This window comes from Candidatus Thiopontia autotrophica (genome assembly GCA_014384675.1).
In the GTDB taxonomy this organism is placed as follows: Bacteria; Pseudomonadota; Gammaproteobacteria.
Genome location: JACNFK010000027.1, coordinates 41639 through 55186, shown reverse-complemented (window position 1 = coordinate 55186; position 13548 = coordinate 41639). Strand labels below are relative to the sequence as shown.

Below are 13548 nucleotides of genomic sequence, written 5' to 3'. Positions count from 1 at the left end.
ACTGTCAGGCAAACACGGTGGCTGCATCAAACACAGGACCATCCACACAGACCCGTTTCATGGCAGGCCCTTCCGGTGTTTCAATCTGCACAACGCAGCCGGCACAGCCGCCAATTCCGCAGGCCATAAACTCTTCAAGTGATACCTGGCATGGCAGGTTGTACTCTTTTGCCAGTTTGGCAACTGCCTCCAGCATTGGATGAGGGCCGCAGCTGAAGAGCTCGACCTGATTGCGCTCTTCATCTGAAAGTGAGTTAAGCCAGTGTCTGGCAAGATCTGTTACATATCCATCATGAGTTCCAGGATAGCCCTGTAGACTGGATAGTCGACTTGGAATGCCCCAGTCCTCCAGTAGTGGCATTGAGCCGATAACACCATCAGGCATTCCAGGAATGACTATCTGTGAGGGGGTTACCGGGAACGGAAAGGGTACTTCTGAGCCAAGAATTACAAATGGTTTGTAGGCGGACTCACTCTGCAGTGAATCGGCAATAAATACCATTGGCGGCATGCCGACACCACCACCAATAAGAAGTGGGCGACTTCGTTCCGGATGGGGGGCAAATGGTTTTCCAATAGGGCCTAGTAGACTTAGTGGTTCACCAGTCTCGATCTCTGCCAGTGCTGCAGTTCCCTTGCCAAGTTTTTTGTAGAGTAACTCTATGGTTCCTTGTTCTTTGTTTGCACGCATTATGGATATAGGTCTGCGCAGGGTAAATTGTGGCCCACACTCTACATGTACAAAACTACCAGGCATGGCCCTGGAGGCAATCTCAGGCGCCTTGAGCTTGAGGATATGTTGATCACCATCCAGGTGGAGGTGCTCAAGGATGGTTGTCTCTTCCTTGAAGATAGAGTTTCGATCAGGATTCATGAACTATATTTCCACCCATTATGGTATGGGTAACTCTGCCCTGAAGCTCCCAGTTAAGGAAGGGGCTGTTCTTTCCTGTACTTTGCAGGCTTTCAGTTGTAACCGTCCACCATGCCTCTGGGTCAAAGATGGTGATATCGGCGCTTCTGCCTTCACCAAGTGTTCCTGCATCAATCCCCAGGATCTCGGCAGGCCGGTTGGTTACCATGGAGATGGCGTCAGAGATGGATATATCATGCTCTTTGGCAAGTCTGAGTGTGAGTGGCAAGAGGGTTTCAACACTGCTTATGCCGGGCTCTGTCTGTTCGAATGGGGCAGCTTTTGCATCCTCATCATGGGGTTGATGGTCGGAACAGATGGCCTGAATGGTTGATGAGAGTACTCCATTGACCAGGCCTGCACGATCACGTTCGGTGCGTAGTGGGGGCAGTACATGGCAGAGGCTGTTGAATTCACCAATATCCATCTCGGTAAGGTAGAGGTGGTGAACAGCAACATCAACACTTACCGGGAGCCCACTCTTCTGTGCAAGCTCAATCATCTGCAGAGCACGGAGACTGGAGATGCCGCAGAAGTGGGCACGTACACCAGTCTCACGAATTAGAACCAGGTCGCGTGCTACTCCAGCAGCTTCTGCTGCATCAGGAATTCCAGGTAAACCTAGACGGGTGCTTACAGTGCCTTCGTGTACGCATCCGCTATTGGTTAGCCACGGGTCTGCCGAGTGGAGGAAAACCGTCAGCTCATGGCTTGCTGCATACTCTAGTGCTCGTCGCATTACCAGAGAGTTGCTGATTGGTGATTGTGCATTGGAGACACCGGCACATCCCGCCTCTTTCAGTGCGCCCATATTACTTAGGTGCTCTCCGTCAAGCCCGTGAGTCAACGCCCCAAGAGGGATGACGGAGGCGTATCCAGAATCTTTTGCCCTGTTACGAATCAATTCAATGACTGCAGGCGTATCTATGATCGGCTGGGTATCTGGCGGTATGCATAGTGTTGTAACCCCGGCACTGGCGGCGGCACGGGTTTCACTCTCTATTGTTCCTTTATGGGTTTGTCCTGGTTCACGTAGCCGGGCACGCATATCCACCAGCCCAGGACAGACAATAAGATTGCTGGCATCAACTGTTTTATCAGCCTGGAAATCCTCTGTGGCAGAGATAATCTTGCCCTCCGAGATCCGGATATCACCGATCTGGTCTATACCATTGGCTGGGTCAATGATGTGCCCATTCTGGATCAGGATGTTCACTGTTCGCCTCCCTGTCCGCTTTGGCTCTGCATGGCCATTGAGAGGATAGCCATGCGGACAGCAATACCGTTTGTTACCTGTTGAAGAATGACGGAATGGCTGCTGTCTGCGACAGTGCTGTCGATCTCCACTCCACGGTTCATTGGCCCAGGGTGCATGATGATTGCATCATCAGCAGCCAGCTGGAGTCGCTCTTCGGTAAGGCCGTAGTATTGGAAGTACTCTTTTTTGCTCGGTAGATGTGCGCCACTCATCCGTTCATTTTGCAGACGTAGCATGATGATTACATCAACATCGTTTAGACCATCTTCTATGTTGGTAGTAACGTGTACGCCCAGGTCCTCCACATGAGATGGGATAAGTGTGCGTGGTGCAATAACCCGAACCTCTGGACACCCAAGTGTATTAAGTGCATGTATCTGCGAGCGCGCTACTCGTGAGTGCATTACGTCACCAATAATGGCGACCCGTAGACGGGTGAAATCTTCCTTGTGTCTGCGGATAGTAAACATATCAAGCATTGCCTGGGTAGGGTGTGCATGACGTCCATCACCAGCATTGATTACGCTGATATGGTTGGGAACATTCTGTGCCACAAAGTGTGCTGCACCACTGGCTGCATGGCGTACTACAAACATGTCGATCTGCATTGCAACCATGTTTTGCAGGGTGTCGAGAAGGGTCTCGCCCTTGGTGGTTGCAGAGGTGTTTATATTTATATTTAGGACGTCTGCCGAGAGTCTCTTCTCTGCGAGATCAAAGGTAGTGCGTGTTCTGGTGCTGGGCTCGAAGAAGAGGTTGGCAATGGTTTTGCCGCGGAGCAGAGGAACCTTCTTGGCGGTCTGGTTGCCTACACTTGTGAAGTGTTCTGCTGTGTCTAGTATTTCTGTAAGGAGATTACGGTTCAGCCCCTCAATAGAGAGGAAGTGGTGGAGTTTTCCGTTGGAGTCGAGCTGTATATTTCTCGACATAAATCTCATTCTCCTGACTGCTGAATCCTTAGTTCCAGTGGAACCGGCCCGTTGAGCTTGATTTGCTGCGCGGATTGTACATGAATATTGACTCCAGTGATATCTGCTTGTATCGGAAGCTCTCGTTCGTCTCTGTCTACCAGTACTGCGAGGAGTACTTTTGCAGGTCTTCCATAGTCGAATATCTCATTCAACGCGGCACGTATGGTGCGACCAGTGAAGAGCACATCATCAACCAGAATAATCAGTTTTCCATCAATATCAAAAGGTAGGTTGGAAGGGGTCACTTGAGGGTGGAGACCGATCTGGGTGAAGTCATCTCTATAGAATGAGATATTGAGTTCCCCCATTTGATGTTGGTTGTTTAACTCTTTGTGCAGCTGTTCTGCGACCCAGGTTCCACCAGTGTGTATTCCTATCAGGTGCGCACTCTCCAGCTGGTCTCCAAGCTGTTGGTGCAACTGATCAGCCATCTGGCTAATCAGTGCATCTACCGAAAGGGTATCTATGTCAATTGTATTCATCTCTATTCTGGTTGTTTAGCCAGCTCTGTAGTATTTGGGTTGCGGCGACTGCATCGATATCACGCTCTTCGGTTGGTCGTCGGTTTCCGCTATTTGAACGAATTATAGACTCTGCCTCGACTGAGGTCAGCCTTTCATCGATTTCATATACAGTCAGGTTGAATCTGCCACGTAGCTGATTACTGAATTTTCTTGAGAGCCGGCTCATCTCCTGCTCGTTTCCATCCATATCCAGAGGAATCCCGACGACTGCAGCAGTGACTCCCCACTCATGAATAAGCCCCTTAATCTGTTGCCAATCAGCATTTCTGTTGCTGCGATGGATGGTAGTAAGGGGTCGGGCTGATCCTGTGATCTCCTGACCAATGGCAACCCCAATACGGTGTGTCCCAAGATCAAAGCCCAGCAGGGTGTGGTCAGGCATGTCCCGCTTCTGTGGTAAGTGACGAGATATCAACCCCGATTCTGCCAGCAGATGATTCCCACCGTTTTGCATCATCGGTATCAAAAATCAGCTGGAGGTCTGCAGGAACACTGAGCCAGCTATTTTCACTGATCTCCTGCTCCAGTTGTCCGCCGGACCATCCAGCATAACCAAGAGTGACGATATGTTTTTCTGGCCCCTTGCCGGTTGCAATGGCATCCAGAATATCACTGGATGCGGTAATTCCAATTTCTGGTGTAACCTCGAGAGTGGAGTCCCAATTACCAACCGGGGTATGAATCACAAAGCCACGATCAGGCTGAACCGGGCCACCATTATGCAGCAGATTGTTTTTTGCTAGTGGAGCAGTGACTGTTATATCCATCTGTGCAAATAGTTCACCTATATGCAGGTTGGTGGGGCGATTGAGTACAAACCCCATGGCCCCCTCCTCATTGTGTTCACAGATAAGTGATACGGTATGGTCAAACCCTGAGTCTTGCAGTGAAGGCATGGCAATCAGCAGGTGGTTGCTAAGGTAGTTCTCTTTGCTATCTACTTTGTGGCTCATGGGTTTTTGTAATTTAGTTGCCGTATTTTGGGTGTTGTATCTTGCTGGAAATGAAGACGATCCTGCATCTCTGTAGTCATGTAAAAAATACCATCCTCACCAATAACCAAAACATACCTAATACCCATTTGAGCTGCAACCATTGATCGCTCTTCTGGTGAGGCAATCAACATGGCGGTTGCTGCAGCATCTGCAACCATGGCGTCAGAGGGGATGACGGTGGCAGAGCGGGCTCCTGTTGCAGGCCAACCTGTCTTCGGGGTGATAATGTGATGATAACGCTTGCCTGCATAGATAAACATCCTCTCATAGTCGCCAGAGGTGAAGATAGATTCATCATTTTGTGGATTAATAGAGGCTATTGCACCTTTCCCATCTGGCGATTGGATACCAATGCTCCATGCGCTTTCCCCTCTATTCCCTATGGCACGTAGGTCACCACCTGTATTTACTATGGCGTTTTTGATGCCTAGAGATTTGAGCTTGGTTATGGCGCGGTCTACGGCATAGCCTTTTGCGATACCTCCCAGATCAATTTTGATATTCCTGTTGTTGCTACTGACTGTTCCATTATTGAACTGGAGACCATCCATTGATGGACTGTTTTGTATCAGAATATCTATCTCCTCTTGAGAAGGGGGTGGCCCGCTCCACTCCTCACCATGAAACCCCCAGAGCGCAATGAGGTTGCCAATTGCCGGATTAAAAAGAGCTCCACTCTGACGGGAGAGGAGGGCGGTCTTCTTTAATAGCGAGGATGCCTCAGATGCAATCTGAATTGGAGCACCGTCCGCAAAGGCCTGGTTGATCTCACTTAGCAGGCCGCCCCTTTTCCATGCGTGCCAGGTGTCATGCATTGCGGCAAAGTCATCACGAATCACTCTGCTGGCTTTCAGGCTCTGCTCCTCGCTGCTGTCCCAGATAGAGATGGATACAATGGTTCCAAAGGCAAGGAACTGATCTCTGTAAACTTCCGGCGCTCGTTCGCATCCAGTAAGTATGAGAAGTGTGAAAAAGGATAGTGTCAGGCGGAATTTTATTGTCCCAGTCTCCGCTCAATTGCATCCATAAGATCTCCTGCAATATTCAGATCGTACTTATTATCAAGTTCTCTGATACAGGTTGGACTGGTGACATTGATTTCGGTGAGCCAGTCACCGATAACATCAAGGCCAACAAATAGCAGGCCTCTCTCTTGCAGAAGAGGAGAGACTTTTTGGGCAATCTCCAAGTCCCGCTCTGACAACGGAATACCTTCCCCACGCCCACCAGCAGCAAGGTTGCCGCGATTTTCACCTTCAGCCGGAATACGTGCCAGAGCATATGGAATAGGGTCTCCGTCAACCATCAGGATGCGTTTATCTCCTGCTGTAATTTCCGGAATAAAGCGTTGTGCCATTACGTAACTTGATCCGTTATTTGTAATTGTCTCGATAATAACCCCGGTATTCTGATCGCCTGAACGAAGACGGAATATTGATGTCCCACCCATGGCATCGAGTGGTTTCAGGATGATCTCCTCATGTGCATCAAGAAACTGTCTGATACGTGCCTCGTTGCTGGTTACCAGAGAGGGAGGAGAGAGTTCTGGAAACCATGATGTAGCAAGCTTTTCATTGAGGTCACGCAGAGCTTGTGGGCGGTTTACCACCATGGCGCCATCACGTTCTGCAAGTTCCAGAATGTGGGTAGCGTATAGATATTCTCTATCAAATGGAGGGTCCTTCCGCATCAGGATAACATCAAGATTTGATAGCGGCATGGCCTGTTTTTCCCCCAGAACATACCACTGCTTCATGTCATCCATAACCTGAAGTAGATGAGTCTGTCCCATGGCTGTGCCCTGTTCCAGAAAGAGGTCATCCATCTCCATGTAGTGGATCTCCCACTCCCGTTTCTGGGCCTCAAGCAGCATGGCAAGGCTGCTATCCTTGTATGGGTGGATCGTCTGAATTGGATCCATAACAATACCAATCCTCATGCGTTCTCTCCTCCAATAACTTCATGAATCTCTCTTGCGGCAGCCAGCATTGCGAGTCGTGCAATTACACCATAGGCATAGAAACGGTTTGGTTCTGCATCAGGTTCCTGGGTATGGTCTGGCAGATTGAGTGGGTTTGCAAATGAGAGTGGCTCAAAGTGCATGCCTGGTGCATTGAGATTTTCATTCGCTCCTCTTGAGGTGTGTACTCGATAAAAGCCGCCAATTACATGGTGATCCATCATGTAGACAACAGGCTCGGCAACGGCCTGATTTTCTCCAATGGTCTCAAATGTATATACGCCCTCCTGGATAATCACATCAGTAACCGATTGCCCCCCCTTGCTTTTTGCCATCTTGTTGCGTTGCTTGCGATTCAGTTCATGAACCTCACTGGCATTGTGGATAGTCATTATTCCCATTCCATAGGTGCCGGCATCTGCCTTGACCAGGACGAAGGGGGGCAGATCCACACCATACTGGTCATATTTTTTCTGGATCTCTTTTAACAGATGGTCAACATGGGCAGCCAGACACTCCTCTCCTTCGCGATTCTTGAAATCGATGGAGTCACATTTCTCGAACAGTGGGTCGATCAGCCATGGATCAATATCCAGTTGTGCAGCAAACTCGTTGGCTACCTGATTGTAGTGTTGAAAGTGGTCTGATTTTCTTCGGTTGTTCCACCCCAGTTCGAGAGGAGGAATAATTGATTGATCGACACCCTGTAGTATTTCGGGAATACCATCAGAGAGGTCGTTATTCAGTAGAATGATGCAAGGAACAAAGCCTTCCAGTTGTATATTGCTCCCGCTCTTCTGAATAGGTTCCAGAGTTATATCTGCGCCTGATGGTAGTGATATTGTCTCTGGATACTCCAGTGTCTCTATCAGGGAGCCAATACGAACGGCAAAACCGGCATGCTGGAGTAGCTTTCTCAGTGTTGCCAGACTTTCCAGATAGAAGGTATTGCGGGTATGGTTCTCTGGAATGAGAAGAATATTGCAGGCAGTAGGGCAGGCACGCTCCACTGCACTCTGAATTGCCTGTACCGATAGCGGAAAAAATGCCGGATTGATGTTGTTGAACCCAGCAGGAAATAGATTGGTGTCCACAGGCGCCAGTTTGAAACCGGCATTTCTCAGGTCTACTGAGGTATAAAAAGGGGCGGCACTTTTCTTCCATTCACTACGAAACCAGGTCTCAATCTGAGGCTGTCGCTCCAGCAGGTGAGATTCAATCTCCCGAAGTGGCCCAGTCAGAGCAGTTGTGAGGTTTGGAACTGGAGAATCTGATGTAAACATTGTGGCTATAAATCTCCCCAGAGTGTTTGCATAATGGTTATGGCTACGACAGATGCCGTCTCTGTTCGTAGAATTCGTGGCCCCATTGTTACCCCATGAAATCCTCTCTCGTGTGCAGAGATAATTTCTTGGTCAGTTAACCCTCCCTCAGGCCCTACTATGATACCAATACTTTCTGTGACTGGTTTTGGGGGAGGCAATTCAGAGAGCCTTTGCCTGGATTTTGGATCAAGTATAAATCCCTGTTTGGAATTGTTGTCAGCAAGCATTTTGTGCAGAGTTACTGGGGCATGAACTGGCGGAACAATATTGCGACCACACTGTTCGCAGGCAGAGATAACCACCTTTCTCCAGTGCCCGGTCTTCTTGTCGAGCCGTTTCTGGTCAAGTTTAACCACACTACGTTCACAAAAAACAGGGGTGATCTCTCTGACTCCGTTTTCAACAGCCTTCTGGATGGCGTAATCCATCCGCTCACCTTTTGATATCCCCTGGAACAGGTGAATGGCTAAGGGGCTTTCACGTTCCGGGTTTTCTCTATCTGTGATAAGAGCGGTAACTGACCGTTTTTCAATATGATCTATAGTGGCTGGAAATTCTCCTCCGTTGCCATCAAACAGAACAAGATGGTCATTCTGCTTTAGACGCAATACCTGAACAACGTGGCGTCGGCTTGCTTCACTCAGTTCAATGGTGCTGTTTGGAGACAGCTTGGACTCGCTGTAAATTCTGGGGATTGGCATGGGTGTGGGGGAGTATAATGTTTCAATGATAGTTAAGGAACCTCTGAACAAGCGTAATGGGATTGGGGTTTGGGGGAAGGGATCAACAGGTGCCCCCATAGGATAACTTGAGAGGGAGTTCTGATTGAGTCACGAAGTGACTTAATCAGAGCTTCCTTAAGGAATATGTAGTTGTCCTGAATGGTCAAAGGAGAGTTGCCAACAATGTATGATGTTATTGAGAAATATCTGAAAAGTTTTCGTGAGATCGCCTATCTGACAACAGAAAATGGCTGGGTTGATAACGCAACTCTCAAATTTGAGGTATTGGAGCAAGATGAGAAGAGGGCGCTGGTTGAGCTGAATTTTGAGGAGATCGTTATGAGCGCATCAGGCTGTACCATCAATCGGGTAGAGTGTTGGGGCAAGGTGGAGTTGCAGCTTGATGGACAAGAGGTGGTTGGGGTGACGATATTGTAGAAAATGGTTGCAACTACCTATATTGTTAATCTATAATATAGGGCTTGAGCTGATGTCGGATTCACCCTCCTCCTCGAATACCGTCATCAACAAAGGCTCATGCTGATGCGCTCTCTTTCCCCCAATTTAGAGAGCCGTCACCGCCGCCCTGGGCCCTGTGCTCAGAGGCGGTTTTTTTATGGGCGACTGGTGTACAGAAAATTATCTGGTTGGCTTTCCATCCATGCTGATCATGTTCTTCTCCTCCCAGTATTGACGGATTCCTTTTTCTCCCTTTTTCTCAATCCACTCATCCAGGGTCTCTCTCTTACCAAGAAACTCCATTCTTGGAACTCCAAACCCACATGAGCTATGGACAAGATCAACTTTAAGATCAATAAGTTGTCTTGCACCATTTCCTTGGGAGAAGTTGCTGTATAGATCATCCCACGAGGGTTCATCGGGGTGAATCGTCGATGCAGTTCCGTAGGCGCGAAGGATTAGTGGTTTTTCTTCAAAAGAGCAGAACATCAGAGTCATTCTGTGGTCCTCCAGCAGATGTGCTGCAGTCTCGTTTCCACTACCTGTAAGATTTAGCCAGAGTATGCGGTTGTTGTTGAGGACTCGGAGTGAGTCAAGCCCTTTTGGTGAGAGGTTGATGCGCCCCTCTTTGGGGGCAGTAGCAACAAAATAGATATGCTGCTGCTCAATAAATTCGATATGGCGCTCTTTCAGTGCGGAGAAGAGTTGTCCCATAGGTTAATCCTAGTTCAGATTGTTAAATACTTGTAGCGTTGGGGCTGATTGGTTCATGGTGTAGAAGTGGAGCCCTGGTGCGCCGGCACTTAACAGGTCCTGAGATAGTCTGGTAGTGACCTCCAGACCGAACGCACGCAGTGATTCCGTATCATCCCTATAGGCTATTAGACGCTCTTTGATCCAGCGAGGGATCTCTGCCCCACACATCTCGGAGAATCGTGCCAGATTGGTGTAGTTGGTGATTGGCATAATGCCGGGGACGATCGGTAGATCAAGCCCCATTGCAGCACAATCTTCACCAAAGCGGAGGTAGCCATCGATATTGTAGAAATATTGGGTAATTGCACTATCTGCACCAGCATCAACCTTGCGTTTGAAATTTTGCAGGTCGGTAAAGGCGTCTGGAGCCTGAGGGTGAAATTCCGGATAGGCAGCTACCTCAATATGAAAATGGTCGCCGCTCTCTTCACGGATAAATGAGACTAGTTCATTAGCGTAACGGAAGTCACCAGATGCCCCCATTCCAGACGGCATGTCACCCCGCAGAGCAACAATGCGGTGGATACCCTTCTCCTGATATCCTCTAAGAATTGCGGTGATGCTATCTTTGGTGGCACCAATACAGGAGAGGTGGGGAGCTGCATCAACCCCCTGTTGCTGGATCTCCATCACAGCATCATAGGTTCCCTCCTGGGTGCTACCACCTGCACCAAAAGTAACTGAGGCATAGGCAGGCTGTATCGTGCTGAATAGCTCTTTTTGAGCTGTCTGCAGTTTCTCTCTCCCCGCCTCTGTTTTTGGAGGAAAGAATTCCAGACTAAATTGTGGGGCTGATTGATTCATATATTTTGTCGTCTCGGTATCAGGAGGTTGGGTTATCCTTTTCCCCTCAGGCGCACCCGGTTTCGGCCAACAGGATAACTCAACCTCCTTGCAGTGCCTAGAGAATCTCTGAAAAAGCTAGTAGCGATAATGCTCTGGTTTATAAGGGCCATTTACCGGTACGCTGATATAGTCTGCCTGGGTCTTGCTTAGAGTGGTGAGATTGGCACCAATCTTCTCAAGGTGGTGGCGCGCAACCTCCTCATCCAGATGTTTCGGCAGGGTGTAGACCTCATTCTTGTACTCACCCTTCTGGTTGAAGAGTTCGATCTGTGCCAGAGTCTGGTTGGTAAAAGAGTTGGACATAACAAAGCTTGGGTGGCCTGTAGCACAACCAAGGTTAACCAGTCGTCCCTCAGCTAACAGAATGATCTTGTTGCCGCTTGGCAGGGTAATGTGATCAACCTGTGGTTTGATATTCTCCCACTCATACTTCTTCATGTTTACAACATCGATCTCATTGTCGAAGTGGCCAATGTTGCAGACGATGGTTTCATGCTTCATCTGTACCATATGGTCGTGAGTAATCACATTGAAGTTGCCGGTTGCGGTTACAAATATATCTCCCTGTGAGGCGGCATCATCCATGGTTACTACACGGTACCCTTCCATTGCCGCCTGTAGGGCACAGATAGGGTCAATTTCAGTAATCCAGACAGTTGCACCCAGGCCACGTAGCGATTGGGCACATCCCTTGCCAACATCCCCATAACCGAGAACAACGGCAATCTTTCCGGCAATCATTACATCTGTTGCACGCTTGATTCCGTCCACCAGTGATTCACGACAGCCGTAGAGATTGTCGAATTTTGATTTTGTGACGGAGTCGTTGACGTTAATGGCTGGGAATGGAAGCTCCCCATCCTCCTGCATCTGGTAGAGACGGTGAACGCCGGTTGTGGTCTCCTCGGTAACACCCTGAATGTTTTTCAGGATGTTGGAGTACCAGTTTGGGGATTCACTCAACTTGTTCTTGATCGCTGCATAGAGAACCTCCTCCTCCTCACTGGTTGGATTGTCCAATACGGAGAGATCACTCTCTGCCTTGGAGCCGAGAATAATAAGCAGAGTGGCATCACCACCATCATCCAGAATCATGTTCGGGGTGCTGCCATCAGACCACTCCATGATCTTGTGGCTATAGTCCCAGTAATCTTCCAGGCTCTCACCCTTGTAGGCAAAGACGGGAATTCCCTGGTCAGCAATAGCTGCCGCAGCGTGATCTTGTGTTGAATAGATATTACATGATGCCCAGCGCACCTCTGCACCAAGTGCGATCAGAGTCTCGATCAGTGCAGCAGTCTGGATGGTCATATGGAGAGAGCCGGCAATACGTGCCCCCTTTAGAGGTTTGTCCTCACCATATTTTTCACGCAGTGCCATCAGTCCAGGCATTTCACTCTCTGCGATACGAAGCTCTTTATGGCCCCAATCCTTGAGGCTCATGTCAGCGATGATGTAGTTGTCTGTGGTCTCGATATTGTTCATTCTCTTTCCTTTGTTTCAATAATCAATCAATCGAGAGCGCAGTTACTTGTATTTGCCTCAGTCCGGGCCTGGCGGGGGTGCCGTTGCAGCGCTCCCCGGGCTGAGGTTTTTGTGGTATTAAAAGTTCATCAGATTCCAGCAGCGTCGCGTAGCGCGTCAGCCTTGTCGGTATGCTCCCAGGTAAACTCATTTTCTGTTCTGCCGAAGTGTCCATAAGAGGCTGTCTTCTGATAGATTGGGCGTAGCAGATTAAGCATCTCGACAATTCCGCGAGGCTTCAGGTTGAAGAATTCCAGTACCAGCTCCTCTATTCTGGAGTCATCAATGACGCCGGTACCAAATGTCTCAACAGAGACCGAGGTGGGGTCAGCAACACCAATTGCGTAGGAGACCTGAATTTCGCAGCGTTCGGCCAGCCCCGCAGCAACAATATTCTTGGCAACATAACGTCCTGCATATGCCGCAGAGCGATCAACCTTGGATGGGTCCTTGCCAGAGAAGGCGCCACCACCATGGCGAGCCATGCCTCCATAGGTATCTACAATAATTTTTCTTCCGGTAAGACCGCAGTCACCAACAGGTCCACCTATAACAAAGTTGCCGGTTGGGTTGATATGGTATTTGGTATTGGCATCGAGCCACTCTGCAGGGAGGACAGGATTGATAATCTCCTCCAGTACAGCCTCTTGCAGATCCTTGTAAGCAATATCAGGATCATGCTGGGTAGAGAGCACTACTGCGTCAATACCAACCGGCTTGCCCTCACTGTAACGGAAGGTAACCTGGCTCTTGGCATCTGGGCGTAGCCATGGCAGTACACCGTTTTTGCGTAGCTCTGCCTGCCGCTCAACCAGTCTGTGCGAGTAGGTGATAGGGGCAGGCATAAGCACGTCCGTCTCGTTGGATGCGTAGCCAAACATCAAGCCTTGGTCACCAGCTCCCTGTTCATGCTCTTCTGATTCGTCCACACCCATCGCAATATCTGAGGACTGTTTACCAATTGCAGAGAGGACGGCACAGCTTTTCCCATCAAAGCCAACCTCGGCGGAGTCGTAGCCAATATCACAGACCACCTTGCGTACCAGCTCCTCGGTATCAACCCATGCATTGGTGGTGATCTCACCGGCCAGAACAACCATGCCGGTCTTGACCATGGTCTCACAGGCAACGCGTGAGTGAATGTCTTCCTTCAATAGCGCGTCCAGCACGGCATCAGATATCTGATCAGCCATTTTGTCGGGGTGCCCCTCGGATACTGACTCCGAGGTGAAAAGCGCTGTATTGTTTATATCGTTACTCATGTCGGTCTATCTCTCCATAAAAAAACCCGCTCA

At 49.2% G+C, this 13548-nt stretch carries 15 protein-coding genes and 1 riboswitch; of the genes, 1 reads left to right on the top strand and 14 read right to left on the bottom strand.

Annotated elements, in window-relative coordinates; all coding sequences use genetic code 11:
- Positions 1-4: 4 nt before the first annotated feature.
- From H8D24_05360 to H8D24_05315, 10 genes are read right to left on the bottom strand one after another with little or no spacing between them, the layout of a single operon-like run.
- Positions 5-874 carry a dihydroorotate dehydrogenase electron transfer subunit gene (locus tag H8D24_05360; protein MBC8519815.1) on the bottom strand — a complete coding sequence of 290 codons (870 nt, stop codon included), beginning with the start codon at positions 872-874 and terminating at the stop codon, positions 5-7.
- Positions 864-2129 carry a dihydroorotase gene (locus tag H8D24_05355; GenBank protein ID MBC8519814.1) on the bottom strand — a complete coding sequence of 422 codons (1266 nt, stop codon included), beginning with the start codon at positions 2127-2129 and terminating at the stop codon, positions 864-866. Before H8D24_05355 ends, H8D24_05360 begins: the two co-directional genes overlap by 11 nt.
- Entirely contained in the window at positions 2126-3100 is a 975-nt protein-coding gene (locus H8D24_05350; GenBank protein ID MBC8519813.1) for an aspartate carbamoyltransferase catalytic subunit, read from the bottom strand. Before H8D24_05350 ends, H8D24_05355 begins: the two co-directional genes overlap by 4 nt.
- Before the next feature lie 5 nt (positions 3101-3105).
- On the bottom strand, positions 3106-3624 hold the full coding sequence (pyrR, locus tag H8D24_05345) for a bifunctional pyr operon transcriptional regulator/uracil phosphoribosyltransferase PyrR (GenBank protein ID MBC8519812.1): 519 nt from the start codon (positions 3622-3624) through the stop codon (positions 3106-3108).
- The gene (gene ruvX / locus H8D24_05340; protein ID MBC8519811.1) at positions 3611-4048 is read right to left on the bottom strand and encodes a Holliday junction resolvase RuvX; all 438 of its coding nucleotides are present in this window, start codon (positions 4046-4048) and stop codon (positions 3611-3613) included. The genes pyrR and ruvX overlap by 14 nt, the downstream gene beginning before the upstream one ends.
- Positions 4041-4619: a YqgE/AlgH family protein gene (locus H8D24_05335; GenBank protein ID MBC8519810.1), complete on the bottom strand. Its 579-nt coding sequence runs from the start codon at positions 4617-4619 to the stop codon at positions 4041-4043. Before H8D24_05335 ends, ruvX begins: the two co-directional genes overlap by 8 nt.
- Entirely contained in the window at positions 4616-5659 is a 1044-nt protein-coding gene (locus H8D24_05330) for an FAD:protein FMN transferase (protein ID MBC8519809.1), read from the bottom strand. The genes H8D24_05335 and H8D24_05330 overlap by 4 nt, the downstream gene beginning before the upstream one ends.
- Complete coding sequence (gene gshB / locus H8D24_05325) at positions 5656-6600, bottom strand: glutathione synthase (protein MBC8519808.1); 945 nt, start codon at positions 6598-6600, stop codon at positions 5656-5658. The genes H8D24_05330 and gshB overlap by 4 nt, the downstream gene beginning before the upstream one ends.
- Entirely contained in the window at positions 6597-7904 is a 1308-nt protein-coding gene (gene gshA / locus H8D24_05320) for a glutamate--cysteine ligase (GenBank protein MBC8519807.1), read from the bottom strand. Before gshA ends, gshB begins: the two co-directional genes overlap by 4 nt.
- 5 nt (positions 7905-7909) lie before the next feature.
- The gene (locus tag H8D24_05315; GenBank protein MBC8519806.1) at positions 7910-8647 is read right to left on the bottom strand and encodes a 16S rRNA (uracil(1498)-N(3))-methyltransferase; all 738 of its coding nucleotides are present in this window, start codon (positions 8645-8647) and stop codon (positions 7910-7912) included.
- Between the two features lie 180 nt (positions 8648-8827).
- Here H8D24_05315 and H8D24_05310 point away from each other — a divergent pair, with 180 nt between their 5' ends.
- Positions 8828-9106: a hypothetical protein gene (locus H8D24_05310; GenBank protein ID MBC8519805.1), complete on the top strand. Its 279-nt coding sequence runs from the start codon at positions 8828-8830 to the stop codon at positions 9104-9106.
- Positions 9107-9307: 201 nt separating this feature from the next.
- Here H8D24_05310 and H8D24_05305 read toward each other — a convergent pair whose 3' ends face one another.
- The 4 genes from H8D24_05305 to H8D24_05290 all read right to left on the bottom strand — a co-directional run bounded on the left by H8D24_05305 (position 9308) and on the right by H8D24_05290 (position 13515).
- Positions 9308-9841 carry a pyridoxamine 5'-phosphate oxidase family protein gene (locus tag H8D24_05305; protein ID MBC8519804.1) on the bottom strand — a complete coding sequence of 178 codons (534 nt, stop codon included), beginning with the start codon at positions 9839-9841 and terminating at the stop codon, positions 9308-9310.
- 9 nt (positions 9842-9850) lie between these two features.
- Entirely contained in the window at positions 9851-10687 is an 837-nt protein-coding gene (metF, locus tag H8D24_05300) for a methylenetetrahydrofolate reductase [NAD(P)H] (GenBank protein MBC8519803.1), read from the bottom strand.
- A gap of 117 nt (positions 10688-10804) precedes the next feature.
- The gene (locus H8D24_05295) at positions 10805-12214 is read right to left on the bottom strand and encodes an adenosylhomocysteinase (protein MBC8519802.1); all 1410 of its coding nucleotides are present in this window, start codon (positions 12212-12214) and stop codon (positions 10805-10807) included.
- A 27-nt stretch (positions 12215-12241) separates the two neighbouring features.
- Positions 12242-12317: riboswitch (S-adenosyl-L-homocysteine riboswitch) on the bottom strand.
- 25 nt (positions 12318-12342) lie between these two features.
- On the bottom strand, positions 12343-13515 hold the full coding sequence (locus H8D24_05290) for a methionine adenosyltransferase (protein ID MBC8519801.1): 1173 nt from the start codon (positions 13513-13515) through the stop codon (positions 12343-12345).
- Positions 13516-13548: the final 33 nt, after the last annotated feature.